Source organism: Achromobacter sp. ACRQX (assembly GCF_022346505.1).
GTDB lineage: Bacteria > Pseudomonadota > Gammaproteobacteria > Burkholderiales > Burkholderiaceae_B > Achromobacter > Achromobacter animicus.
In genome coordinates this window covers 1-25,064 of the sequence record NZ_JAKRML010000038.1, presented here as the reverse complement: position 1 = coordinate 25,064, position 25,064 = coordinate 1, and the positions used below count along the sequence as shown (strand labels likewise).

Sequence of the window (25,064 nt, the reverse complement as noted above, 5' to 3'; positions counted from 1 at the left end):
AGCCGCCGGCCATCGGCGAATGCCCTACGCCGCGGTTTTCATACTGGCGCGGCGTCGCGCCCCTTGAACAATTCCTCGCCCATGAAGTCGATGAACACCCGTAGCTTGGGCGCCAGATGCTTGCTGGACGCCCACAGCAGCCGGAATGTGCCTTGGTGTTCGACATGGGCGTCCAGCACCGAAACCAGTTCGCCACGCTGCAAGGCAGGCCGCACCAGAAAATCGGGCAGGCACGCGATGCCCAGGCCCGCCACCGCCACATCCAGCAGGGCGGCGGACGTGTTGCACACCATCGACGCGGGCACTGTCCATTCGGGCATGCCTGCGTCGCGCTTCAGCGGCCACGGCTCAAGCTTGCCGGTGCTGGGGAATCGGTGCTGCAGGCAGGCGTGATGCTGCAGGTCGGCCGGACCGCGCGGCGTGCCGCGGCTGGCCAGATAGCCCGGCGCGGCGACAAGCAGCAAACGATAGTTGCCGACCGGGCGCGACACCAGCCGCGAGTCCGTCGGCTCGCCCGTGCGCATCACGATGTCGAAGCCTTCATTGATGACGTCCACCAGACGATCTGAAAAATCCACGTCCAGTTCGATCGCGGGATAGCGGTGCATGAACGCGGTCAACGCCGGCATGACCAGCATGCCGACGAGCGGAAGGCTGATGCGCAATCGGCCTTGCGGCGCCTGGCGCGTTTCGGAGAGTTCGAGTTCGGCGGACTCGAGCTCGCAGAGGATGCGCCGGCAACGTTCCAGGAAAACGGCGCCTTCGGCGGTCAAGGTGATACTGCGCGTGCTGCGATGGAGCAGGCGCACGCCCAGGCGTGTTTCAAGCCGGCAGACGCTCTTGCCCACCGCCGACGCCGACACGCCCAGATGGCGAGCGGCTTCGGAATAACTGCGCATTTCGGCGGCTTGCACGAAGGCGGCAATGGCGCTGAGCGATTCAACCATGATGCGATTCAGGACAATTTGTCAGATATGTTTTGAACACCGGCATTATTGTCCCGGACTGCACTTGCCGCCAACATGGCTGCCTTCCCACAACACGTGCTGGCGTCGGGGATTTCCACCCGCCGCCGGCCAATCAAAAGGCAGAACATGGCAGGTAATCAGGCGGCGGCCTCCGGCCCCGGCGCGCGCGAGGCGCGTCTTCCCATTGCAGCACTGCTGGCCCTGGCGCTGGCCGGTTTCGTCACGATCCTGACGGAAGCCCTGCCGGCCGGCCTGTTGCCGCAGATCAGCGCGGGGCTGGCTATTTCCGAAGCGATGGCCGGACAGCTGGTGACGATCTACGCGATCGGTTCGCTGGTGGCGGCGATACCGTTGACCGCCGCGACGCGAGGCGTGCGCCGCCGCCCGTTGCTGCTGGCCGCGATCGCCGGCTTCGTCATCGCCAACACCATCACGACGGTGTCCGCCAGCTATGTGCTGACGATGGCGGCGCGTTTCGTCGCCGGCGTGTCCGCCGGGCTGCTGTGGGCGCTGGCCGCGGGCTACGCTGCGCGCATGGTGCCGGAGCATCAGAAAGGGCGGGCCATCGCCATCGCGATGGTGGGCACGCCGTTGGCGTTGTCGCTGGGTGTGCCGGCGGGCACCTTTCTGGGCAACCTGGTGGGATGGCGCTGGTGTTTCGGCATCATGAGCGCGCTGGCGCTGATCCTGATGGCATGGGTGCGCATTCAGGTGTCGGACTTTGCGGGCCAGGCTGCGGGCAAGCGCGCGCCACTGCGCCGCGTCTTCACCCTGCCGGGCGTGCGCGCGGTGCTGTTCGTGGTGTTCGCATTCGTCCTGGCGCACAACATTCTCTATACCTACATCGCGCCGTTCCTGGCGGCGCGCGGCATGGAGGACCGCACGGACGTGATGTTGCTAGTGTTCGGTCTGTCGTCGTTGATCGGGCTCTGGGTCATCGGCGTTCTCATCGACAGCCACCTGCGCGTGATGACGCTGGCCAGCACGGTGCTGTTCGCGTTGTCGGCATTGGTCCTGGGCATCAGCGGCAATGATCCGGCCGCGGTGACCACGGCGGTGGCGGCATGGGGCCTGGCGTTTGGCGGGGCGCCGACGCTGTTCCAGACTGCACTGGCCAAGACCGCGGGCGAGTCGGCCGATGTGGCGCAGTCGATGCTGGTCACGGCCTGGAATCTGGCGATCGCGGGCGGCGGCGTGATCGGCGGCCTCCTGCTCGAAGGCGTGGGCGTCGCCGCCTTTGCGCCCGCACTGGTGCTGTTGCTGGGGGCGACGCTGATCGTGGCGGCAGCGGCGCGCCGCCATGGGTTTCCCATGGCGGGCGGGCAGGGCTGCAACGTCAACGCAAGTCCCCGCAAGGCCACCCCGTGACGCCGAATCCGCCGCTATCCGTTGCGGTAGAGAAAGCTGTAGGCGTTGATCGCCGGCACCCCTCCCAGGTGCGCATACAGGACCTTCGAGCCGGGGGGAATTTCGCCTTTGCGGATGATGTCCATCATTCCCTGCATGGATTTTCCTTCGTACACGGGATCGGTCATCATGCCTTCCAGCCGAGCGCACGTGCGGATGGCGTCGTTGGTTTCGGCTGAGGGCAGGCCATACGCGGGATAGGCGTAGCGCGTGTCCAGCACCACGTCCTTGTCTTCGATGGGCTTGTCCAAGCCGACGAGGTCGGCGGTGCGCCGCGCGATGCGCAGGACCTGCGCGCGGGTCTGGTCCGGCGTGGCGGACGCATCGATGCCGATGACGCGATCGGCGCGGCCGTCGGCCGCAAAACCCACCACCATGCCGGCCTGCGTGCTGCCCGTGACCGCGCACACGACGATGTAGTCGAATTTGAATCCCAGCTCGGCTTCCTGGCGGCGCACTTCCTCGGCAAAGCCCACGTAGCCCAGCCCGCCCAATTCGTGATCGGACGCGCCCGCCGGAATCGCATAGGGCTTGCCGCCGCGGCGTTTCACTTCTTCCAGCGCCTCTTCCCAACTGCGGCGAAAGCCGATGTCAAAGCCCTGATCGACCAGCCGCACGTCCGCACCCATGAGGCGGCTCATCATGATGTTGCCGACGCGGTCGTAGACCGCATCGGAATAGTCCACCCAGTTCTCCTGGACCAGCACGCAGGCCAACCCCAGTTTGGCGGCCACCGCCGCGACCATCCGCGTGTGATTGGACTGGATGCCGCCAATCGTGACGAGCGTGTCGCAACCTTGTTCCAGCGCCTGCGGAATCAGGTATTCGAGCTTGCGCAGCTTGTTGCCGCCGAAGGCGAGGCCGCTGTTGCAGTCCTCACGCTTGGCGTAGATCTCGACCTTGCCGCCCAGATGCTGCGACAAGCGCTCCAGCTTTTCGATCGGGGTATCGCCAAAGGTCAGGCGATGACGGGGAAAACGTTGCAGATCCATGGTGGCTCCTGGTGATTCGGGCGGGCCCGGCGTTGCGGCGGGGTTCGCAAAAATCATAGAAATCATGGGGTTGAGGGGTCAATTGCGTATTTTTTAAATCCGCCGAATCGAAAGGTCGTTATCTGCGTTTAATGGATCTAATATTTCCAAAATAAAAATCCAGGCGAAATTTAATTTTCAGGGACGCAGCCAATGACCGCCGTTTTCACGCTGGACCGCATCGACCGCCAGATCCTGCGCATTCTTCAGGACGATGCGCAGATCACCAATCTGGATTTGAGCGCCCGCGTGCATCTGAGCCCGGCAGCGTGCCTGCGGCGCGTGGAAAGGTTGAAGAGCGAAGGCGTCATCCGAAAGACGGTCGCGTTGCTGGAGCCCGCTGACGTCGATATGGCTACGCTGGTCATCGTTGGCGTGGTGCTGGATCGCTCGACGCCCGATTCATTCACAGACTTCGAGGAAGCGGCCAAGGGCATCAGCGGTTGCCTGGAATGCCATCTGGTGGCGGGCGAATTCGACTATTTCCTGATGTTGCGTATCCGGGACCTGGAACGCTTCAACAAGCTGCATGCGGGCGAGATCATCAAGCTGCCCGGCGTACGCCAGATTCGTACTTTTTTCGTGCTCAAAGAGATCATGTCGACCACCGCGCTGCCGGTTTGACGACGCGTAAACGCAACACTCATCTTTTCTGTTATTTGAAATGACGCGCTGCCGCATTTTGCATTGACGGATTTTGGTAGCGCGTAGACGGCGCAATGGAAGGGGTTGGACGGACATTCCGTTGCCGCATGACAGCATTCCGAAAGGCCTTTTGCGTCACAGAAATGCAGGAAGACGCCCATAAACTCAAAGGGTTATACTTCTCGACCATAGGCTTTCAAGGCTTGTACGCGCCTTCTGCCCCTGCTATCCGCCTAACGGGAAGCCCGTGTCGCGGAAGGTTTTCCTGCATCGTCTCGAGTGAAGCACTCGTAAAGGTGAAGCGATATGTCTTCGGAAATAGAATCTCTATCCACGTCTTATCTCTTTGGGGGTAATGCCCCATATGTCGAGGAGCTTTACGAAGCCTACCTCGATAATCCCGGTTCGGTACCTGACAACTGGCGCGAATACTTCGACCAATTGCAGCACGCTCCCGCAACCGACGGCCAGGAATCCACTCGCGACCAGGCCCATGCTCCCATCGTCGAATCGTTCGCCCAGCGCGCCAAGGCCAATGCCTTCGTGCAACGCGCGGCCGAACCCGATCTGAGCGTCGCCAGCAAGCAGGTCTCGGTGCAATCGCTGATTGCCGCCTACCGCTCGCTGGGCTCGCGCTGGGCCGATCTGGATCCGCTCAAGCGCCAGGAACGTCCGCCGATCCCGGAACTCGATCCCGCCTTCTACGGCCTGACCGAAGCCGATCTGGACCAGACGTACTCGGCCACCAACACCTACTTCACGACCGCCAGCACGATGACGCTGCGCGACATCCTGAAGGCGCTGCGCGACACGTACTGCCGCAGCATCGGTGCAGAATTCACCCACATCTCCGACCCCGCCGCCAAGCGCTGGATCCAGGAACGCCTGGAAACCACGCTGGGCGCGCCCACGTACACGCCGGAAGAAAAGCGCCACATCCTTCAGCAGCTGACTGAGTCCGAAGGCCTGGAACGCTTCCTGCACACCAAGTACGTCGGCCAGAAGCGCTTCTCGCTGGAAGGCGGCGAAAGCTTCATCGCCTCGATGGACGAAGTGGTCAACCACGCCGGTGAAAACGGCGTTCAGGAAATCGTGGTCGGCATGGCCCACCGCGGCCGCCTGAACCTGCTCGTGAACATCATGGGCAAGATGCCCGGCGACCTGTTCGCCGAGTTCGAAGGCAAGCACGCCGAAGGCCTGACCGACGGCGACGTGAAGTACCACAACGGCTTCTCGAGCGACCTGTCCACGCGCGGCGGCCCCGTCCACCTGTCGCTGGCTTTCAACCCGTCTCACCTTGAAATCGTCAACCCCGTCGTCGAAGGCAGCGCACGCGCCCGCCAGGAACGCCGCGGCGATGCCGAAGGCAAGCAAGTGCTGCCGGTGCTGGTGCACGGCGACGCGGCCTTTGCCGGCCAGGGCGTCGTGATGGAAACCCTGAACCTGGCGCAGACGCGCGGCTACGGTACGGGCGGCACGCTGCACATCGTCATCAACAACCAGATCGGCTTCACCACGTCCGACCCGCGTGACTCGCGTTCGACGCTGTATTGCACCGACGTGGTCAAGATGATCGAAGCCCCGGTGTTCCACGTCAACGGCGACGATCCCGAAGCCGTGGTGTTCGTCACCAAGCTGGCGCTGGACTACCGTCTGCAATTCCGCCACGACGTCGTCGTGGACATCGTCTGCTTCCGCAAGCTGGGCCACAACGAGCAAGACACGCCGTCGCTGACGCAGCCCCTGATGTACAAGCGCATCGGCCACCATCCCGGCACGCGCAAGCTGTACGCCGACAAGCTGACCACGCAGGGCGTGCTGGCCGACGGCGAAGCCGATCAGCTGGTCAAGGACTACCGCCAGCTCATGGAAGACGGCCAGCGCACCATCGAACCGGTGCTGACCGACTACAAGAGCAAGTACGCCATCGACTGGTCGCCGTTCCTGGGCGCCAAGTGGACCGACCAGGCTGACACCGCCGTGCCGCTGGCTGAACTCAAGCGCATCGGCGAACGCATCACGACCGTGCCGGAAGGCTTCACGGTGCACCCGCTGGTCGCCAAGCTGCTGAACGACCGCCGCACCATGGCCAAGGGCGAAATGAACCTGGACTGGGGCATGGGCGAGCACCTCGCCTTCGCGACCCTGGTTTCCTCGGGCTACGCCATCCGCATCACCGGCCAGGATTCGGGCCGCGGCACGTTCACGCACCGCCATGCCGTGCTGCACGACCAGAACCGCGAACGCTGGAACGACGGCACCTACATTCCGCTGCAGAACGTGTCGGAAGGCCAGGCCCCGTTCACCGTCATCGACTCCGTGCTGTCCGAAGAGGCTGTGCTGGGCTTTGAGTACGGCTTCTCCAGCGCCGAGCCCAACACGCTCGTCATCTGGGAAGGCCAGTTCGGCGACTTCGTCAACGGCGCCCAGGTCGTGATCGACCAGTTCATCAGCTCCGGCGAAGCCAAGTGGGGCCGCCAGTCGGGCCTGACGCTGATGCTGCCGCACGGCTACGAAGGCCAGGGTCCCGAGCACTCGTCGGGCCGCATCGAGCGCTTCCTGCAGCTGTGCGCCGACAACAACATGCAAGTGATTCAGCCGACCTCGGCTTCGCAGATCTTCCACGTTCTGCGCCGCCAGATGATCCGCCCGTTCCGCAAGCCGCTGGTGCTGTTCACGCCGAAGTCGCTGCTGCGCAACAAGGACGCCGGTTCGCCCCTGACCGATCTGGCCGGCGGCAGCTTCCGCCCGGTCATCGGCGAGGTCGACGAGGCCATCGACGCCGGCAAGGTCAAGCGCGTGCTGGCTTGCTCGGGCAAGGTGTACTACGACCTGGTCAACGCCCGCCGCGAGCGTGGCGCCGACAACGTCGCCATCATCCGCGTCGAGCAGCTGTATCCGTTTGCGCACAAGTCGTTCGAAGCCGAACTGCGCAAGTACCCCAAGGCGACCGAAGTGATCTGGGTGCAAGACGAACCCCAGAACCAAGGCCCCTGGTTCTACGTTCAGCATCACGTGTACGAGAACATGGTCGAAGGCCAGAAGCTTGGCTACGCAGGCCGTGCCGCGTCGGCATCGCCGGCCGTGGGCTACCTGGCCAAGCACCAGGAGCAGCAGAAGGCCCTGATCGAGACGGCCTTCGCGCCCAAGTTCAAGGTCATGTTGACGAAGTAACCTTTACTTGATGCACGCGCCGCGGGCGGCAAGCGTTCTGGAACCCCGTTTCGAACCTTGCCGCGCCGCGTGACAAGAACATACTCTCTACGGAATAAACAAAATGGCTATTACCGACGTCGTCGTTCCCCAACTTTCCGAATCCGTTTCCGAAGCGACCCTGCTGACCTGGAAGAAGCAGCCGGGCGCTGCCGTTGAAGCCGACGAAATCCTGATCGAAGTCGAAACCGACAAGGTCGTGCTGGAAGTGCCGGCCCCCGCCTCGGGCGTGCTGGCCGAAATCGTCAAGGGCGATGGCAGCACCGTGACCTCGGGCGAAGTGCTGGCCCGCATCGACACCGCCGCCAAGGCTGGCGCCGCCGCCACCGCGCCGGCTGAAGCCCCGAAGGCCGCCGAGCAAGCCGCTGCTGCTCCCGCGCCCGCCGCTGCTGCACCGGCCTCGACGGCCGCCGCCGGCGTCGCTTCGCCCGCCGCCTCGAAGATCCTGGCCGAGAAGGGCGTTGACGCCGCTTCCGTGGCGGGTTCGGGCCGTGACGGCCGCGTGACCAAGGGCGACGCCCTGGCCGCCAGCGCCGCTCCCGCCAAGGCCGCACCGGCCAAGGCCGCCGCCGCGCCCGCCCCGACCACGCTGTCGCTGGATGGCCGTCCGGAACAGCGCGTGCCGATGAGCCGCCTGCGTGCCCGCATCGCCGAGCGCCTGCTGCAATCGCAGCAAGAAAACGCCATCCTGACGACGTTCAACGAAGTCAACATGCAGGCCGTGATCGACCTGCGCGCCAAGTACAAGGACAAGTTCGAAAAGGAACACGGCATCAAGCTGGGCTTCATGTCGTTCTTCGTCAAGGCCGCCGTTGCCGCGCTGAAGAAGTACCCGCTGATCAACGCCTCGATCGACGGCAAGGACATCATCTACCACGGCTACTTCGACATCGGTATCGCTGTCGGCAGCCCGCGTGGCCTGGTGGTGCCGATCCTGCGCAACGCCGACCAGCTGTCCATCGCCGACATCGAAAAGACCATCGCCGACTTCGGCCGCCGCGCTGCCGACGGCAAGCTGGGCATTGAAGAAATGACCGGCGGCACGTTCTCGATCTCCAACGGTGGCGTGTTCGGCTCGATGCTGTCGACCCCGATCATCAACCCGCCGCAATCGGCCATCCTGGGCGTGCACGCCACCAAGGATCGCGCCGTCGTCGAAAACGGCCAGATCGTCATCCGCCCGATGAACTACCTGGCCCTGTCCTACGACCACCGCATCATCGACGGCCGCGAAGCCGTGCTGGGCCTGGTCGCCATGAAGGACGCCCTGGAAGATCCGCAGCGCCTGTTGCTGGACCTGTAATCTCGACGCCCCTGACCGGCGCCGCGCCCGACCTGCTGGTCGCGCGGCGCCCGGGCCGGCTCCCCGCCGGCCCGCAGCCCGACTGCGCTGGGCAGGAAGTGCGCTTCTTCATCCCTCATTCGCGAGAACACTATGTCCAAACAATTTGACGTCGTCGTGATCGGCGCAGGCCCCGGCGGCTACATCGCCGCCATCCGCGCCGCGCAGCTCGGCATGTCGGTCGCTTGCATCGACGCCTGGCAGAACGGCCAAGGCGGCCCGGCTCCCGGCGGCACCTGCACCAACGTCGGCTGCATCCCGTCCAAGGCGCTGCTGCAATCGTCCGAACACTTCGAACAAGCCAACCACCACTTCGCCGAGCACGGCATCGAAGTCAAGGGCGTCAGCCTGAAGCTCGACACGCTGATCGGCCGCAAGAACACGGTGGTCAAGCAGAACAACGACGGCATCCTGTACCTGTTCAAGAAGAACAAGGTCACGTTCTTCCACGGCAAGGGCGCGTTCAGCGGCCAGGTGGAAGGCGGCTGGGCCATCAAGGTCACCGGCACCGCCGAGGAAGACCTGGTTGCCAAGCACGTCGTGGTCGCCACCGGCTCGTCGGCGCGTGAACTGCCCGGCCTGCCGTTCGACGAAAAGGTCGTGCTGTCCAACGACGGCGCACTGAACATCGGCGCCGTGCCCAAGACGCTGGGCGTCATCGGCGCCGGCGTGATCGGCCTGGAAATGGGCAGCGTGTGGCGCCGCCTGGGTTCCGAAGTCACGATCCTGGAAGCGATGCCGGAATTCCTGGCCGCCGCCGACGGGCAAGTGGCCAAGGAAGCCCTCAAGGCTTTCACCAAGCAAGGCCTGAACATCCAGATGGGCGTCAAGATCGGTGAGATCAAGGCGACCGCCAAGTCGGTGACCGTGCCCTACGTCGACGCCAAGGGCGCCGAGCAGAAGCTGGTCGTGGACAAGCTGATCGTCTCGATCGGCCGCGTGCCCTACACCGGCGGTCTGAACGCCGACGCCGTGGGCCTCAAGCTGGACGAGCGCGGCTTCGTGGCCGTCGACGGCGACTGCAAGACCAACCTGCCGAACGTCTGGGCAGTGGGCGACGTGGTGCGTGGCCCGATGCTGGCGCACAAGGCCGAAGAAGAAGGCGTGGCGGTTGCCGAGCGTATCGCCGGCCAACACGGTCACGTCAACTTCGACACCGTGCCGTGGGTCATCTACACCTCGCCGGAAATCGCCTGGGTCGGCAAGACCGAGCAGCAGCTCAAGGCCGAAGGCCGCGAGTACAAGGCCGGCAGCTTCCCGTTCCTGGCCAACGGCCGCGCCCGCGCGCTGGGTGACACCACCGGCTTTGCCAAGGTGATCGCCGATGCCAAGACCGACGAAGTCCTGGGCGTGCACATCGTGGGCCCGATGGCCTCGGAACTGATCTCGGAAGCCGTGACCATCATGGAATTCCGCGGCGCCGCCGAAGACATCGCCCGCATCTGCCACGCGCACCCGACCCTGTCGGAAGCCGTGAAGGAAGCCGCTCTGGCCGTGGACAAGCGCGCGCTGAACTTCTAAGCCGCGTCTGACTTCTGCAAGACCGGGGGCGGGTTCCAGGACCCGCCCTTTTCTTTATTCCCTTCAGCTTGATCCGGTTTCCCTATGAACGTCAGCGACTACTACGAACACGCATTGGCCGAACGCGGCTACAAGCCCGACGACGCGCAGAAGAAGGCGATCGACCGCTTGCAGCGCTATTACGACGAATGGGTCAAGTTCAAGTCGATGCGCTCGAATGCGCTGAAAAAGCTGCTGAACCGTCCCGACGTGCCGCGCGGCGTTTACCTGTGGGGCGGCGTGGGCCGCGGCAAGAGCTTCCTGATGGACGCCTTCTATGCCACCGTGCCCGTCGTGCGCAAGACGCGTCTGCACTTTCACGAGTTCATGCGCGGCGTGCACCGCGAACTCGAGGAAGTGAAGGGCATGCAGGATCCGCTGGACGAGGTCGCCAAGCGCGTGGCCAAGCGTTACCGGCTGATCTGCTTTGACGAATTCCACGTGTCCGATGTGGCGGACGCGATGATCCTGCACCGCCTGCTGCTCAAGCTGTTCGAATACGGCACGTCCTTCGTGATGACGTCCAACTACGAACCGTCCACGCTGTACACCGATGGTCTGCACCGCGACCGCGTGCTGCCCGCCATTGCGCTGATCCAGTCGCGCATGGATGTCATGAACGTGGATGCGGGTATTGATTACCGCCGCCGCTCGCTGGAGCAGGTGCAGAGCTATCACACGCCGCTGGACGAGAACGCGCAGAAGGCGCTGCAGGCGGCCTTCGATGCATTGGCGGATACGCCGCCGCAGGATCCGGTGCTGCACATCGAGCACCGCGAGATCCGCGCGCTGGCGCTGGGCGGGTCGGTCGTGTGGTTCGACTTTGCCACGCTGTGCGGCGGTCCGCGTTCGCAGAACGATTACCTGGAACTGGCCAACCGCTTCCACGCCGTGATCCTGTCGGGCGTGCCGCGCATGGGTCCGCGCCAGGCGTCCGAGGCGCGCCGCTTCACCTGGCTGATCGACGTGTTCTACGACCACCGCGTCAAGCTCATCATGTCGGCCGAATGCGAGCCCGAAGAGATCTACACGGAAGGCGCGCTGGCCAACGAGTTCCATCGGACGGTGTCGCGCATTCTGGAAATGCAGTCGCGCGAATACCTGGAATCTGAACGCCGTCTGGCCGTGACGTTGTAGTAAAGCCTCATCCGGTCCTCATTTCAGGGGCTGGGTGGGCGCAATCATTGTTAATGCAAGTCATTATCAATTAAGATTTTGGGACTTTTGGTTCAGCGCCGCAGTCTCAATCCGTGTCTTCCACCTTGCTTTCCTCATCGGCCCCGTGCGTCGACGCTCAGGTCGCGCCTGTCGATGGCCTGTATCGCGATCATCGCCCGTGGCTGTTCGGGTGGCTGCGCCGCAAGCTGGGCTGCGAACATCGCGCGGAAGACCTGGCCCAGGACGTCTTTGTCCGGGTGATCCAGGGCCGCAAGCAGGTGCGCGCCAGCGAGGCGCGCGCGCTGCTCACCACCATTGCAAAGGGCCTGGTGGTCGATCACCAGCGGCATGCCGCGCTGGAGCATGCGTATCTGGCCTATCTGGCCACCGTTCCCGAATCCTATGCGCCATCGCCCGAGGCGCAGGCCGAGCAACTGCAGGCGCTGGTTCAGCTGGATCGCCTGCTGGACGGGCTGCCGCCCAAGGCCCGCGCGGCCTTCCTCTTGTCGCAGTTGGATGGCCTGACGTATCCCGAGATCGCCGAACGCCTCGATGTGTCGCTGAGTTCGGTGCAGCAGTACATGGTGCGCGCAATGTCCGCCTGCTATGCGGCGATCCATGCCTGACGCGGCCAACGGCGCGCCTGTGGACGCCCGCCCGTCCGATGCCGTGGTGCGCGAGGCCATCGCGTGGTGGGCGCGCCTGCAATCGGGCATTGACGATGCGCGCGACCACGAATCCTGCCGGGCCTGGTTGGCCCAGGACCCCGCGCACCGCGTGGCGTGGGATCGGCTGCAGGACATCGGCCGCAATGCGCGCCGCGTGCCGGCGGCCCTGGCGCACACGACGCTGAATGCGCCTGCCTCGCACGGCCGGCGCGCCGCGCTGCGCTGTCTGCTGGCCGGCGCGGGCATCGCTGCCACCGGGTGGGCGGGCTACCGCCATGCCCCGTGGCAACGGCTGGTCGCCGACTACAGCACCGGCGTGGGCGAGCGCTGTGCGCTGGCGTTGGCGGACGGGCTGCGCGTCACGCTGAACAGCGATACCGCGGTGCGCGTCAACGTCAGCGGCAGCGCGCGCGACATCGACCTCCTGCGTGGCGAGATGCTGGTGCAGGCCGAGCCGCGCCCGGGCGTGCAGGCGCTGCGCGTGGATACCGGCTACGGCGAACTGCGGGCCGAGCGCGCGCGGTTTGACCTGCGGCGCACGGCGGACGGTTCGCGCGTGGGTGTGTATGAAGGCAGCATCGCGCTGCTGCGCCAGGGCGTGCTGACGCAACTGAGCGCCGGTGAACGGCTTGCCTACGCCGACGATGGCGAGGTCCGCCGCGGCGCGTCGGACCCGGATCGCCTGGCGTGGGTGGACGGGATGGTGGTGGCCAAGGAGTGGCGGCTGGACGATTTTGCCGAGCACCTGGCGCGCCAGCGGGTGGGCCTGATCCGCGTCGATCCTGCGGTGGCGGCATTGCGGCTGTCGGGGGTGTTTCCGCTGGACGACGCCGAGCGCGCGCTCAAGGCGCTGGAACACACATTGCCCATCGCGGTGACGCGCCGCACGCAGTACTGGCTGCAGGTTGGCCCCAGCGGCGCCTGAGTTACAAATTTTCTTGCCGGCGCATTGCAGGTTTTGCATCCCCGTACGGAAAGCAGAAAGAAACCACCGTACAGGGAGATGTTTGTGTCCGCTTCAATCCACCCGCGCCTGCGCACACCGATGACCGCCGGCCGTAAAGCCGTGCTGGCTGCGACCTGCGCCGGGGCGCTGTTTGCCGGTGCGCCGGCGGCTTGGGCGCAGCCGGCGTCTGCGGCAGGCGCTTCGGCCACCGCCAATGGCCAGCGCAGCTACGAGATTCCCGCAGGGCCGCTGGCCGACGCGCTGACCCAGTTCGCTCGCAGTGCCGGGGTGGTGCTGTCGTTCGACCCGGCGCTGGTGCGCGGCCGGCGTTCGGATGGGTTGAATGGTTCTTACACGGTGGGCGCGGGCTTCTCGCGCATCCTGGCGGGCAGCGGCCTGCAGGCGCGCGCGCAGTCGGGCAACACCTGGACGCTGGCGCCCGCGCCGGTCTCCACGGGCGACACGCACACGCTCGCGCCGGTGACGGTGACGGGCATGTCGGACAGCGCCTTTGCGCCCACGGTGGGCTATGTGGCCACCGCCAGCGCCAGCGCCACCAAGACCGACATCCCGCTGATCGAGACGCCGCAGTCGGTGTCCGTGGTCACGCGCGAACAGATCACCGAGCAGGGCGCGCAGACGCTGAACCAGGTGCTGCGCTACACGGCGGGCGTTGCCACCGAGTCCCGCGGCGCCACGGCGACCCGCCTGGACCAGTTCAACGTGCGCGGCTTCTCGGCGTCCACCTATCTGGACGGGCTGCGTGTGTTCGGCGGCCGCGATGCGCTGCCGCAGATCGACGCCTTCCGCCTCGAGCGCGTCGACGTCTTGAAGGGCCCGGCGTCGGTGATGTACGGGCAGGGCGGCCCGGGCGGCGTGGTGAACCAGGTCAGCAAGCGTCCGCTGGAAGAGCCGCTGCGCGAAGTGGAGTTGCAGGTCGGCAACTACGACTTCCGCCGCGCCAACTTCGATTTCGGCGGCCCCATCGACGAAGAGGGCAAATACCTGTACCGCCTGGTGGGCTCGGGCTACATGTCTGACGGCCAGGTTCAGGACACCAAGGAGCGCCGCTACTTTGTGTCGCCGGCGTTCGCGTACAAACCCAATGCGGACACGTCGCTGACCATCCTGACCAACTTCCAGCACGATCCCGACATGGGCTCGTACGGCGCCGTGCCGGCGATGCGCACGCTGCTGCGCGCGCCCGACGGTTTCCGTCTGCCGGCCGATTACTACGATGGCGACGCCAATTTCGAAAAGAGCGACCGCAAGAGCTATTCGCTGGGCTACATCCTGGACCATCGCTTCAACGACACCTTCAAGGCGTCGCAAAGCCTGCGCTGGACGCATTCGGACGCCAAGTACCGTAGCGTCTACGGCGCGATGACCAACTATTACGGATACACCGACCCGACCTACCTGTATCACCAGCGCGCCTCCATCGCGACGGACGTGGACGTTGGCGCGCTGACGATCGACAACAACCTGCAGGCGCGGTTCAACACGGGCAAGATCGGCCACAACGTGCTGGTGGGCTTTGACTATCAGCACGTCAAGACCGACACGCTGTCGGGCTTTGGCTCGGCGCCCCCGCTGTACGTGAAAAACCCGGACAATTTCCAGAACATTCCGGTGCCGGCGTTCTCCAGCGACGCGTCCACCACGCAGTACCAGACGGGCGTGTACTTTCAGGACCAGATCAAGATCGACCGTCTGTCGTTCCTTTTGGGCGGGCGCTACGACTGGTCGCGCAACGTGGGTGAAACGACCGCCATCGCTTCCGGCCGTGTCACTCCGTCCAAGTTGAACGCAGAAGCCTTTTCGGGCCGGATCGGCGCCATCTACAACTTCGACAATGGCGTGGCGCCGTACTTCAGCTATTCGGAATCCTTCGAGCCGCAGTCGGGCACGGGGTGGAACAACACGCCGTTCAAGCCGATCGAGGGCAAGCAGTACGAGGTGGGCATCAAGTACCAGCCGCCGGGTTCGGCCACGTTGCTCACGTTCGCGGCGTTCGACATCCGCCGCGAGAACATGACGACCACCGATCCGGATCCGACGCACGTGTGCGGCACGGCCGGCGGCCGCTGCTCGATCCAGGCGGGCGAGCTGCGCACGCAGGGCATCGAGCTCGAAGCCAAGACCGAGCCGATGCGCGGACTGTCGCTGATTGCCGCGTACTCGATCATGAACAACGAGTACACCAAGGCCTATCCCAATGCGGCCGGCTTCGACTTGACCGGCAAGACCCCGGCCGCGCTGCCGTCGCAACAGGCGTCGGCGTGGGCGCGCTACCAGCTTCAGGAAGGGCCGCTGGCCGGCCTGGGCGTTGGTGGTGGCGTGCGCTACATCGGATCGTCCTATGCGAACGAAGCCAACACGCTGAAGGTGCCGAAGGTCACGCTGGTGGACCTGATGCTGGACTACGACCTGGGCCGCGCCTCGCCCGCGCTCAAGGGCATGCAGGTGGCGCTGAACGTGCAGAACCTGTTCGACAAGGAGTACATCGCGTCGTGCTCCGGCGAATCGTGGTGCTGGTTCGGCTACCAGCGCTCCATCAAGGCCAGCTTGCGGTATCGCTGGTAAGCAGCGCCAAAAGGCGGCTCCCCGGCGAGCCGCCTTTTCTTTGGTCCGAGACTGCCGTTCCTGACTTAACGAGAATCGTTATAATTCAGGCCTTATACAGGGAAAGGCGGATAAGCTCGGAAACCCCGTCCCCACCCCGGGTCCGCCACGGACCCGCCACCACCTAGAACTCCCGTGAAAGCTCCCGCAGCCGGCGCAGGCATGATGCGCTACAGAATGGCCGTTTTCTCTCGCGCGACGGCCGCCATCCTGGGCGGCTACGCCCTGGCTTCGGCGGCGGCTGCCTGTCTGGCGGTCTGGCTGCCCATGGGGCGCGCCGACGCCGTGACCGCGGCGCAGATGCTGTCCTTCGTGGTCTACGCCTGCGGCGTGATCTGGGTGTTCGCCACGCGCAGCGCCTGGCGCGCCTGGGCCGGCATCCTGGGCCCGGCCGCGCTGCTGGGCGGTTTATTCCTGGCTCATCGGCTGGTGGCGGCATGAAGGCGGCCAAGCACAAGCATCCCGGCGAAGAGGGCATTCGTCAGTCCATGTCCTGGCTGCACACGTGGGCCGGCCTGATCTTCGGCTGGGTGCTGTTTGCCATGTTCCTGACCGGCTCGCTGGCCTTCTTCCGGCCCGAGATCACGCGCTGGATGCAACCTGAGGTTCAAGCGCAGCCGGCGCCGGCAGTGCAGGCCGTTGCCACGGCGCAGCGCTATCTGGCGGAACACGCGCCGGACGCCAAGCGCTGGTTCATCACGCCGCCCTCGGATCGCGAGCCCCTCATCCAGTTGCTGTACCAGACGCCCAAGCCCAAGCCGGGCGAACGCGGGTTCGTGCGCGTCAAGCTGGATGCGGCCACCGGCGAGCCCGTGACGGCGCGCCAGACGCGCGGCGGCGACTTCTTCTACCGCTTCCATTTCGAACTGGAGACCGCGTTTCCGTGGGGGCGCTGGCTGGCCAGCATCGCGGGCATGTTCATGCTGGTGGCGATCATCAGCGGCATCATCACGCACAAGAAGATATTCGCGGACTTCTTCACCTTCCGGCCGGGCAAGGGCGGGCAGCGCGCCTGGATGGACGGCCACAACGTGCTGTCCGTGCTGGGTCTGCCGTTTCACCTGATGATCACCTTCAGCGGCCTGGTGCTGTTCATGGTGATGCTGATGCCGGCGGGCATCCAGGCCGTGTACGACAATCCGCGCCAGTTCACGAGCGAGGTCTTCAAGGCCAACAAGATTACGCCGCCGCAGAACCAGCCGGCGCCGCTGGTCGACATCGCGCCGCTGGTGGAACAGGCCCAGCAGCATTGGCAGGGCCGCCTCGGGCGGGTGACCGTCAACAACCCCGGCGATGCGGGCGCCACCATCACGCTGGTGCGCAACGTGGGTGACGGCGTGTCGTACGGGCTGCTGGCGCCCTTCATGCGCTTTGACGGGGTGACGGGCGCGCTGCAGGAGGCCGAGGACGATCACAGCGCCACCGTCGTGACCACGGGCGTCATCACCGGCCTGCACCTGGGCCTGTTCGCCGAACCGCTGCTGCGCTGGTTCTATTTCATCGTCAGCCTGGCCGGCACGGCCATGGTGGCCACAGGCCTCGTGCTGTGGATCGCCAAGCGCCGTCAGAAGGCGCGGCAGGGCGACGCGCGGGAAGCCTTCTCGCTGCGTCTGGTCGATGGCCTGAATGCGGGCACCATCGCGGGCGTCGTGTTCGGCGTGGCGGCGGTGTTCCTGGCCAACCGGCTCCTGCCGGCCGACATGCCCGGCCGCCAGGTCTGGGAAGTGCGCGCCTTCTTCATGGCCTGGGGGCTGTCGCTGGTCTACGCGTTTCTGTTCCAGCGGCGCAAGTGGCAGGACCTGCTTGCCATCGCCGCCGCCGCGCTGGCGCTGGTGCCCGTGGTCAATGCGCTGACCACCGACCGGCACCTGGGCGTTTCCCTGCCGCAGGGCGACTGGGTGATGGCGGGCTTTGACCTGACGTGCCTGGCCAGCGCCCTTTTCTTTGCCTGGATGGCGGTGAAGGCCGCCCGCGCCCGCAAGGCGCCCGCCAGAACGGCGGGCAAGCCGCGCGCCGCGCGCAACGAAGCGGTCAAGGCCGCCGTCGCCGCCACTGCCCATATCCCGACAACCGCCCCAGCCCCCGCCCACGAACCCGCCGTCCCGGCCGCCGTGCACCGGACCGCTTTTGAACCGCGAGGTGATACGCCATGACGCTTGCCGCCTTCTGCCTGGCCTATGCAGGGTTTTCCGCCCTGTGCCTGGGCATGGACCGTCACTACGAAGACCTGTTCGACCGCGCCTTGCCGCGCCGCCATCGGCTGCCGCTGCGGCTGTTCGGCTGGGCGTCGCTGGCGCTGTCGTTGTGGGCATCGGCGGCGGTCTGGGGCTGGAGTTACGGCACGGTCGAATGGATCGGCATCCTCAGCATCGCCGGTTTGCTGCTGATCTGGTTCCTGACCTTCCGGCCGCGCGCCGCGCTGACCGCGGGCGGCCTGTGCGCGCTGGCGGCGCCAGTGCTGGCGGTGCTGTAAACACGGGGCCTCGAGTCTTTCCGGGGCGGGGCCGGGCTGCGGCACGTTACACTCAGGGCTTCCCCTAGCAACCGCCTTCTCGCCTCATGAACACCCGCGTCCTTACCGGCATCACCACGACTGGAACTCCCCATCTCGGCAACTACGCGGGCGCGATCCGTCCGGCGGTGCAGGCCAGCACGCAGCCCGGCGTGGACGCATTCTTCTTCCTGGCGGACTACCACGCGCTCATCAAATGCGACGACCCGGCGCGCGTGGCGCGCTCGCGTCTTGAGATCGCCGCCACGTGGCTGGCGGTGGGCCTGGACCCCGAGCGCGTGACGTTCTACCGCCAGTCGGACATCCCCGAGATCCCCGAACTGAGCTGGCTGCTGACCTGCGTGACCGCCAAGGGCCTGATGAACCGGGCGCATGCCTACAAGGCCTCGGTGGACCAGAACGTGGCCAAGAACGTGGATCCGGACGACGGCATCACCATGGGGCTGTTTTCGTACCCGATCCTGATGGCTGCGGACATCGTCATGTTCAACGCCAACAAGGTGCCCGTGGGCCGCGACCAGATTCAGCATCTGGAAATGGCGCGTGACATCGCGCAGCGCTTCAATCATCTGTATGGCCGCGAGTATTTCTCGCTGCCGGAGGTGGTCATCGAAGAAGATGTGGCGACGCTGCCCGGGCTGGACGGCCGCAAGATGTCCAAGAGCTACAACAACACGATTCCGCTTTTCGAAGGCGGCAAAAGCGCATTGCGCGCCTCGGTGATGCGCATCGTGACTGACTCGCGCGAGCCGGGCGAACCCAAGGACGCCGAATCGTCCCATCTGTACACGCTGTACCGCGCGTTTGCCACGTCCGAGCAATCGGCGGCGTTCCGCCAGCAGCTCGAGGCCGGCATGGGCTGGGGCGATGCCAAGCAGGCGCTGTTCGAGCACCTGGAAAACCTGCTGGCCCCGATGCGCGAAAAGTACGTCGATCTGATGGCCAACCCGGGCCGCATCGAAGACATCCTGCAGGCGGGCGCCGCCAAGGCGCGCAAGCTTGCCGTGCCGTTCATGCAGGAACTGCGCGAGGCCGTGGGCCTGCGCACGTTGGGCGCCGCCGCTACGGCGGGCAAGGGCGCCCAGGGCAAGAAGGAAAAGTCCAAGGGGGCGCGATTCGTCAGCTTCCGCGACGAAGACGGCGGCTTCCGCTTCCGCCTGCTGGCGGCCGATGGCGAGGAACTGTTGCTGTCGCAGCGCTTCGCCGATCCCAAGGAAGCGGGCGCACTGATGCGCCGCCTGCAGTCCGAACCCGCCGACAGCGTCCTGCAGGCACATGCCCAGGGCTATGCGGTGGTGATCGACGGTGAGACGGTCGCCACCGCGCCCGAAGGCGTGCAGGGCGAACCGGCTGCGGGCATCGCGCGCACGCGCGAAGCGCTGCTGTCGCTGGCGCAGGAATAACCGGTAGCGGGTAGCGGATGGACAAAGACGGCGCGGGCAATCCGCGCCGTTTTGCATTCAGTTCAGGCGTGCGCTGGCGACGATGCGTCCGTCGCGCACCTGAAAGCGCTGCACGCGGCCTTGCCCCGCGATTTCAAGCTGGTCACCGTCCGAATAGCCCGTGACGTGGGGACAGTCCAGCCATTGCGGATTGATGAACGGAAAATACTTCAGCGTGCCGCTGCCCTCGCTGGCGAAGTCGAACGTGGTGTTGGCCACGACTTCGGGATCCCATTGGCTGGCGTCGTAGGTGATCACGCAGCCGATGCCGATGCGGTAGACGATGCTGGCGCCCATGCTGGCAAATCCCAGCGCGCCCACATGCAGTTGCGCGCCATTGCGCAGTTCGATGACCCGGCTGCCCAGGCGTTCGAGTGTGACGTGCTTGAAGGTGAGGTCGGCGCTGTCGACGATCAGATGCGAATACTGACCCAACGTCACGTCGCCGTAGACGCCGCTTGCCGTGGCGTCCTTGTCGGTGATGGTTGCGGTTTCGTTTGCGGCGAGCGTAATGGTGCTGAGCATGACGGAACGGATCTCCGGGCTATCAGGGGGGCGCGCTCTTGTTCTGATGCTGCTCCCCGACAGGCGCTTCGCGCAGTAGCTCGCCTGACCGCGGGTGCTTGTGTCGCCGGTGAACGCTTTCGTGATAGACAGCGTCATGCCGGTTTTTATTATTTAGACACAATTAGATATTTTCACTTATTTCTGTGGTGCCGAATTGCGGGAGCGCAACAAAAGCGAGTGATCTAGGGGTAAGCCCCTAGGTTGCAGGGGCGACTGAAGGTGATTTGAAGGGGCTGCCCAAAAGAAAATCCCGGCGCCTCGGGCGCCGGGATTTCGGTAAAGCAGGGATGCCGAGGGATCAGCGGATCAGCGCTTCAACTTGGCAAAGGCGTCGGCCATGGCGCTGTTCATCGACGCTGCTGCGCCGCCGCCTGCGTTGCGGCCGCCATCGCCCTGACGGCGTGGGCGATCACCGCCCTTGGGCGCATCGGCGCTGCGGCGGGCGGGCGCGGCGGTGTCGTTCAAGCGCATGGTGAGCGCCACGCGCTTGCGCGCGGCGTCCACTTCCAGCACCTTGACGCTGACCGTCTGGCCGACGCGCACCACGTCGCGCGGATCCTTCACGAACTTCTCGGCCAGCGCCGAGATGTGGACCAGTCCGTCCTGGTGCACGCCGATGTCGACGAACGCGCCGAAGTTGGCCACGTTGGTCACCACGCCTTCCAGCACCATGCCCGGGTACAGGTCGTTCAGCGTTTCCACGCCTTCCTTGAACTGCGCCGTCTTGAACTCCGGGCGCGGATCGCGGCCGGGCTTTTCGAGTTCGGCGAAGATGTCCTTGACGGTCGGCAGGCCGAAGCGCTCATCGGTAAAGTCCGACGGCGACACGCCCTTCAGGGCTTCGCGCTGGCCGATGATCTGCTTCACTTCTGCCTTGATCTTGGCCACGATGCGCTCGACCACCGGGTAGGCTTCGGGGTGGACCGACGACGCGTCCAGCGGGTTGTCGCCGTTGGGGATACGCAGGAAGCCGGCAGCCTGTTCGAATGCCTTCTCGCCAAAGCGCGGAACCTTGCGCAGGACCTCGCGCGTGGGGAACGCGCCGTTTTCGTCGCGGAAAGAGACGATGTTCTTGGCCAGCAGCGAGTTCAGGCCGGACACGCGGGCCAGCAGCGCGGCCGACGCCGTGTTCACGTCCACGCCCACCGCGTTCACGCAGTCTTCGACCACGGCGTCCAGCGAGCGCGCCAGTTCGCGCTGGTTGACGTCGTGCTGGTACTGGCCCACGCCGATGGCCTTGGGATCGATCTTGACCAGTTCGGCCAGCGGATCCTGCAGGCGGCGGGCAATGGACACGGCGCCGCGCAGCGTCACGTCGAGGTCGGGGAATTCCTGGGCGGCGATTTCGGAGGCCGAATACACCGACGCGCCCGCTTCGGAAACGACGACGCGGGTGACCTTCAGGTCGGGGAAGCGCTCCATCATGTCGCCGACGAGCTTTTCGCTTTCACGCGAAGCCGTGCCGTTGCCGATGGCGATCAGGTCCACGTTGTGGCGCGCCACCAGCGCGGCCAGCGTGTTGATCGTGCCTTCGCGGTCGCGGCGCGGTTCGAACGGGTACACGGTGGTGGTGTCGACGACCTTGCCGGTCTTGTCGATGACGGCGACCTTGCAGCCCGTGCGGATGCCGGGGTCCAGACCCAGCACGGCCTTGGGGCCGGCCGGCGCGGCCAGCAGCAGGTCTTTCAGGTTGGCGGCGAACACGCGAATGGCCTCGGCTTCGCCGCTTTCGCGCAGGCGGCCGATCAGTTCGCTTTCGAATGCGGTCAGGAGTTTGACGCGCCAGGTCCAGCGGCAGACTTCGCCCAGCCAGCGCGCGCGCGGCGTGGCGTCCAGTGCGAACAGGCCGTTGCCGAGCTTCAGGAAGTTGGCGATACGGGCCACGCACGGATGCGGCGTCTGGGCTTCGAGGTCGGCTTCCAGGCCAAGGCGCAGCTCGAGCACGCCTTGCTGGCGGCCGCGCAGCAGCGCCAGGATGCGGTGCGAGGGCAGGGTGCGCAGCGGCTCGTTGAAGTCGAACCAGTCGCGGAAGTTGGCGCCTTCGGTTTCCTTGCCCTCGATCATCTTGGAGTACACCAGGCCGGTGGACCACAGGTGCTCGCGCATGTCGGCCAGCAGGTCGGCGTTTTCGGCGTAGCGTTCGGCCAGGATGTCGCGCGCGCCATCGAGCGCCGCCTTGGCGTCGTTGATGGCGGCTTCGGGATTGAGGTATTGCGCGGCCAGCGCGGCGGGATCGCAGGCGGGATCGGCCAGGATGGCGTCGGCCAGCGGTTCGAGGCCGGCTTCGCGGGCGATCTGGGCGCGCGTGCGGCGCTTTGGTTTGTAGGGCGCGTACAGGTCTTCCAGGCGCTGCTTGGTGTCGGCCGTGGCGATTTCCTGCTGCAGCTCGGGCGTCAGCTTGCCTTGCTGCGAAATGGATTCCAGGATGGCGCCGCGGCGTTCTTCGAGCTCGCGCAGGTAGCCCAGACGGACTTCCAGGTTGCGCAGCACGGTGTCGTCCAGGCCGCCGGTCGCTTCCTTGCGGTAGCGGGCGATGAAGGGCACGGTGGCGCCGTCATCCAGCAGTTCCACCGCCGCAGCGATCTGGGAGGCGCGGGCGCCCAACTCGGTGGCGAGCTGAGCGACGATGCGGGCGTTGTCGACGCCGGTGGCGACGTTCGTGATAGTGGAAGTTTCAGACATCTCTATACGACGGCAAAAAGGGAAAACGAGGGGCGGATTGTGCCATAAGCCGTTGTTACGGAACGTGGCCGAAGTGACTGATCCGTCCCTCTGCCAAGGGCATTGCGGCAGGCCGCAAGCAGGAAACCGGCGCGCCAGCGGGTATCATTTGGGGCCCTACATTAGGCTGCTGTAATGCTGGACCTGGACATATCCGAATTCTTTGACGAGGACGGGCCGCTGGCCACGGCCTTGCCCGGCTACAAGCCGCGTCCATCGCAGGTGGAACTGTCGCAGGCCATTGGCCAGGCCATCCAGGACCGCGCCACGCTCGTGGCCGAAGCCGGCACCGGCATCGGCAAGACCTGGGCCTATCTTGTACCCGCCTTCATCCAGGGCGGCAAGGTGCTCATTTCCACCGGCACACGCACGCTGCAAGACCAGCTTTTCGCGCGCGATCTGCCGCGCGTGCGCGCCGCGCTGGCTGCACCCGTCACGGCCGCGCTGCTCAAGGGCCGCGGCAACTACGTGTGCCATTACCACCTCGAACGCCTTCAGGGCGACGAGCGCGCGCTCAAGTCCCGCTCCGAAATCCAGCAGCTGCGCCAGATCCAGGTGTTCGCAGGCATCTCCAAAACGGGCGACCGCAGCGACCTCGCGCAGGTGCCCGAAGACGCCGACATCTGGCAACGCGTCACGTCCACCCGCGAGAACTGCCTGGGCCAGGAATGCCCGCGCATCCGCGATTGCTTTGTCGTCAAGGCGCGCCGCCAGGCGCAGGAAGCCGACGTCGTCGTGGTCAACCATGCGCTCTTCATGGCGGACTTGATGCTGCGCGAAGAGGGCGTCACGGACCTCCTGCCTGAAGCCGACACCGTCATCTTCGACGAAGCCCATCAATTGCCGGACACCGCCACGCGCTTTCTGGGCAGCAGCGTATCCACGCACCAGTTGATGGACTTCGGCCGCGCGCTGGAAGTCGCGGGGCTGGCCTATGCGCGCGAAGCCGCTAAATGGAGCGACGTCAGCCGTCACATCGAAACCGCCGCGCGCGAGTTGCGGCTGGTCTGTGCGCCGCTCGACAAGATGCCGGGGCGCAAGGCCACATTCGAGGCCATCCCCAACCCCGAGGAATTCGACGAGGCGCTGCTGTCGCTGCGCGAAGCCATCGACAGCGCCACCAAGGCGCTGGGCGCCGTCGCCGAAAAGCATCCGGATCTGCTCGCGGCTGCGCGCATGGGCGCGGAGATTTCGGTCAAGCTCAAGCGCTGGGCCACGCCCGGGCGCAGCAGCGGCGCGCACGACGACGAAGGCTGGGGCCGCGACGATCAGGCCCCCGTACAGAGCCCGCTGGGCGACGGTCCGTCCACGCCCGCGGCATTGCTTGAAGGCGCCGCGCAGGCCGAACAATGGACGGGCCCGGCCGTGCGCTGGGTCGAACACGGCCTGCATCACGTGCGGCTGCATTCGGCGCCGCTGTCCGTGGCGCAGGCGTTCTCCAAGTTCCGCAAGCCCGGCCAGGCCTGGATCATGACCTCGGCCACGCTGTCGATCAACGGCGAATTCACGCACTTCACCAGCCAGCTCGGCCTGGATACCGCCCGCACCGGCAAATGGGAGTCGCCGTTCGACTACCCCGAGCAAGCGCTGCTGTTCGTGCCGCGCGGCATGCCTGAACCGCAATCGCCCCAATTCCTGGAACGGTTCGTCCAGACGCTGATGCCGCTGCTTGAGGCCAGCCCGGGCGGCACGCTGGTGCTCTGTACGACGCTGCGCGCCGTCGACAAGGTTGCCAACCTGCTGGCCGACGCCTTCGACGACGCGGGTCATGACTGGCCGCTGCTCAAGCAGGGCGAGGGCACTCGCCGCGATCTGCTGGACCGCTTCTGCAAGCTCAAGCATCCGGTGCTGGTCGGCAGCGCCAGCTTCTGGGAAGGCATCGACCTGCCGGGCGACGTGCTGACGCTGGTGGCGATCGACAAGCTGCCGTTCGCGCCGCCGGACGATCCCGTCATCGAGGCCCGCCTGCGCGCCTGCCGGGCGCAGGGCGGCAATCCGTTTGCCGAATACCAGTTGCCCGAAGCCGCGATCTCGCTCAAGCAGGGCGCGGGCCGGCTTATCCGTACCGAATCCGATTGGGGCGTGCTGATGGTGGGCGACGCGCGGCTGGTGGAAAAGCCGTACGGCAAGCGCCTGTGGCGCGGCCTGCCGCCGTTTGCGCGCACACGCGAACTGGAAGAGGTGCTGGCGTTCTACCGGCGTAAACGCGGACCGGACGACGCGTCGCTCGGGGGGGGGGGGGGGGGGGGGGGGGGGGGG

The 25,064-nt window shown here is 65.8% G+C and carries 18 protein-coding genes; 14 read left to right on the top strand and 4 right to left on the bottom strand.

The window, feature by feature from the left end; genetic code table 11:
- Positions 1–38: 38 nt before the first annotated feature.
- A complete protein-coding gene (locus MHZ91_RS25160) occupies positions 39–947 on the bottom strand; it encodes a LysR family transcriptional regulator (RefSeq protein WP_175184281.1) in 909 nt (302 codons plus the stop codon).
- A gap of 147 nt (positions 948–1,094) precedes the next feature.
- On the opposite strand from MHZ91_RS25160, the gene MHZ91_RS25155 reads away from it, so the two are divergent.
- Positions 1,095–2,336, top strand: a complete 1,242-nt coding sequence (locus MHZ91_RS25155) for an MFS transporter (RefSeq protein ID WP_239216236.1) — start codon at positions 1,095–1,097, stop codon at positions 2,334–2,336.
- A 14-nt stretch (positions 2,337–2,350) separates the two neighbouring features.
- Here MHZ91_RS25155 and MHZ91_RS25150 read toward each other — a convergent pair whose 3' ends face one another.
- Entirely contained in the window at positions 2,351–3,367 is a 1,017-nt protein-coding gene (locus tag MHZ91_RS25150) for a 1-aminocyclopropane-1-carboxylate deaminase (protein WP_175122881.1), read from the bottom strand.
- A gap of 192 nt (positions 3,368–3,559) precedes the next feature.
- Between MHZ91_RS25150 and MHZ91_RS25145 the strand changes: the two genes are divergently transcribed.
- The 12 genes from MHZ91_RS25145 to MHZ91_RS25090 all read left to right on the top strand — a co-directional run bounded on the left by MHZ91_RS25145 (position 3,560) and on the right by MHZ91_RS25090 (position 19,478).
- Complete coding sequence (locus tag MHZ91_RS25145) at positions 3,560–4,030, top strand: Lrp/AsnC family transcriptional regulator (protein WP_056567804.1); 471 nt, start codon at positions 3,560–3,562, stop codon at positions 4,028–4,030.
- A gap of 327 nt (positions 4,031–4,357) precedes the next feature.
- Positions 4,358–7,225 carry a 2-oxoglutarate dehydrogenase E1 component gene (locus MHZ91_RS25140; RefSeq protein ID WP_175184283.1) on the top strand — a complete coding sequence of 956 codons (2,868 nt, stop codon included), beginning with the start codon at positions 4,358–4,360 and terminating at the stop codon, positions 7,223–7,225.
- 103 nt (positions 7,226–7,328) lie between these two features.
- Positions 7,329–8,567, top strand: coding sequence for a 2-oxoglutarate dehydrogenase complex dihydrolipoyllysine-residue succinyltransferase (gene odhB / locus MHZ91_RS25135; protein ID WP_175122879.1), 1,239 nt, complete (start codon positions 7,329–7,331; stop codon positions 8,565–8,567).
- Positions 8,568–8,699: 132 nt separating this feature from the next.
- On the top strand, positions 8,700–10,127 hold the full coding sequence (gene lpdA / locus MHZ91_RS25130; protein WP_056567795.1) for a dihydrolipoyl dehydrogenase: 1,428 nt from the start codon (positions 8,700–8,702) through the stop codon (positions 10,125–10,127).
- 84 nt (positions 10,128–10,211) lie between these two features.
- Complete coding sequence (zapE, locus tag MHZ91_RS25125) at positions 10,212–11,303, top strand: cell division protein ZapE (RefSeq protein ID WP_105237867.1); 1,092 nt, start codon at positions 10,212–10,214, stop codon at positions 11,301–11,303.
- Between the two features lie 113 nt (positions 11,304–11,416).
- The gene (locus MHZ91_RS25120; protein WP_175122878.1) at positions 11,417–11,950 is read left to right on the top strand and encodes a sigma-70 family RNA polymerase sigma factor; all 534 of its coding nucleotides are present in this window, start codon (positions 11,417–11,419) and stop codon (positions 11,948–11,950) included.
- Entirely contained in the window at positions 11,943–12,917 is a 975-nt protein-coding gene (locus tag MHZ91_RS25115) for a FecR domain-containing protein (protein ID WP_239216235.1), read from the top strand. The genes MHZ91_RS25120 and MHZ91_RS25115 overlap by 8 nt, the downstream gene beginning before the upstream one ends.
- A 78-nt stretch (positions 12,918–12,995) precedes the next feature.
- Positions 12,996–15,524 (top strand): TonB-dependent siderophore receptor, encoded by a 2,529-nt coding sequence (locus tag MHZ91_RS25110; protein WP_239216234.1) that lies wholly within the window; start codon positions 12,996–12,998, stop codon positions 15,522–15,524.
- Positions 15,525–15,725: 201 nt separating this feature from the next.
- Positions 15,726–16,004, top strand: a complete 279-nt coding sequence (locus MHZ91_RS25105; RefSeq protein ID WP_175122875.1) for a DUF3649 domain-containing protein — start codon at positions 15,726–15,728, stop codon at positions 16,002–16,004.
- Positions 16,001–17,716 (top strand): PepSY domain-containing protein, encoded by a 1,716-nt coding sequence (locus MHZ91_RS25100; RefSeq protein WP_239216233.1) that lies wholly within the window; start codon positions 16,001–16,003, stop codon positions 17,714–17,716. The genes MHZ91_RS25105 and MHZ91_RS25100 overlap by 4 nt, the downstream gene beginning before the upstream one ends.
- The gene (locus MHZ91_RS25095) at positions 17,713–18,036 is read left to right on the top strand and encodes a DUF3325 domain-containing protein (RefSeq protein WP_056567777.1); all 324 of its coding nucleotides are present in this window, start codon (positions 17,713–17,715) and stop codon (positions 18,034–18,036) included. The genes MHZ91_RS25100 and MHZ91_RS25095 overlap by 4 nt, the downstream gene beginning before the upstream one ends.
- An 86-nt stretch (positions 18,037–18,122) precedes the next feature.
- The gene (locus tag MHZ91_RS25090) at positions 18,123–19,478 is read left to right on the top strand and encodes a tryptophan--tRNA ligase (RefSeq protein WP_239216232.1); all 1,356 of its coding nucleotides are present in this window, start codon (positions 18,123–18,125) and stop codon (positions 19,476–19,478) included.
- A gap of 57 nt (positions 19,479–19,535) precedes the next feature.
- Here MHZ91_RS25090 and MHZ91_RS25085 read toward each other — a convergent pair whose 3' ends face one another.
- Entirely contained in the window at positions 19,536–20,042 is a 507-nt protein-coding gene (locus tag MHZ91_RS25085; RefSeq protein ID WP_239216231.1) for a hypothetical protein, read from the bottom strand.
- 348 nt (positions 20,043–20,390) lie between these two features.
- Complete coding sequence (tex, locus tag MHZ91_RS25080) at positions 20,391–22,766, bottom strand: RNA-binding transcriptional accessory protein Tex (RefSeq protein ID WP_175184290.1); 2,376 nt, start codon at positions 22,764–22,766, stop codon at positions 20,391–20,393.
- Positions 22,767–22,940: 174 nt separating this feature from the next.
- Here tex and MHZ91_RS25075 point away from each other — a divergent pair.
- A partial coding sequence (locus tag MHZ91_RS25075) for an ATP-dependent DNA helicase (RefSeq protein WP_239216230.1) occupies positions 22,941–25,064 on the top strand: 2,124 nt, incomplete at its 3' end.

Bases quoted from the DNA above. Each gene is read 5' to 3' on its own strand.
- MHZ91_RS25110 (WP_239216234.1), top strand. From the start codon at position 12,996: ATGTTTGTGTCCGCTTCAATCCACCCGCGCCTGCGCACACCGATGACC.
- MHZ91_RS25150 (WP_175122881.1), bottom strand. From the start codon at position 3,367: ATGGATCTGCAACGTTTTCCCCGTCATCGCCTGACCTTTGGCGATACC.
- odhB (WP_175122879.1), top strand. From the start codon at position 7,329: ATGGCTATTACCGACGTCGTCGTTCCCCAACTTTCCGAATCCGTTTCC.
- MHZ91_RS25100 (WP_239216233.1), top strand. From the start codon at position 16,001: ATGAAGGCGGCCAAGCACAAGCATCCCGGCGAAGAGGGCATTCGTCAG.
- MHZ91_RS25095 (WP_056567777.1), top strand. From the start codon at position 17,713: ATGACGCTTGCCGCCTTCTGCCTGGCCTATGCAGGGTTTTCCGCCCTG.
- MHZ91_RS25115 (WP_239216235.1), top strand. From the start codon at position 11,943: ATGCCTGACGCGGCCAACGGCGCGCCTGTGGACGCCCGCCCGTCCGAT.
- zapE (WP_105237867.1), top strand. From the start codon at position 10,212: ATGAACGTCAGCGACTACTACGAACACGCATTGGCCGAACGCGGCTAC.
- tex (WP_175184290.1), bottom strand. From the start codon at position 22,766: ATGTCTGAAACTTCCACTATCACGAACGTCGCCACCGGCGTCGACAAC.
- MHZ91_RS25140 (WP_175184283.1), top strand. From the start codon at position 4,358: ATGTCTTCGGAAATAGAATCTCTATCCACGTCTTATCTCTTTGGGGGT.
- MHZ91_RS25085 (WP_239216231.1), bottom strand. From the start codon at position 20,042: ATGCTCAGCACCATTACGCTCGCCGCAAACGAAACCGCAACCATCACC.
- MHZ91_RS25105 (WP_175122875.1), top strand. From the start codon at position 15,726: ATGATGCGCTACAGAATGGCCGTTTTCTCTCGCGCGACGGCCGCCATC.
- lpdA (WP_056567795.1), top strand. From the start codon at position 8,700: ATGTCCAAACAATTTGACGTCGTCGTGATCGGCGCAGGCCCCGGCGGC.
- MHZ91_RS25145 (WP_056567804.1), top strand. From the start codon at position 3,560: ATGACCGCCGTTTTCACGCTGGACCGCATCGACCGCCAGATCCTGCGC.
- MHZ91_RS25090 (WP_239216232.1), top strand. From the start codon at position 18,123: ATGAACACCCGCGTCCTTACCGGCATCACCACGACTGGAACTCCCCAT.
- MHZ91_RS25155 (WP_239216236.1), top strand. From the start codon at position 1,095: ATGGCAGGTAATCAGGCGGCGGCCTCCGGCCCCGGCGCGCGCGAGGCG.
- MHZ91_RS25160 (WP_175184281.1), bottom strand. From the start codon at position 947: ATGGTTGAATCGCTCAGCGCCATTGCCGCCTTCGTGCAAGCCGCCGAA.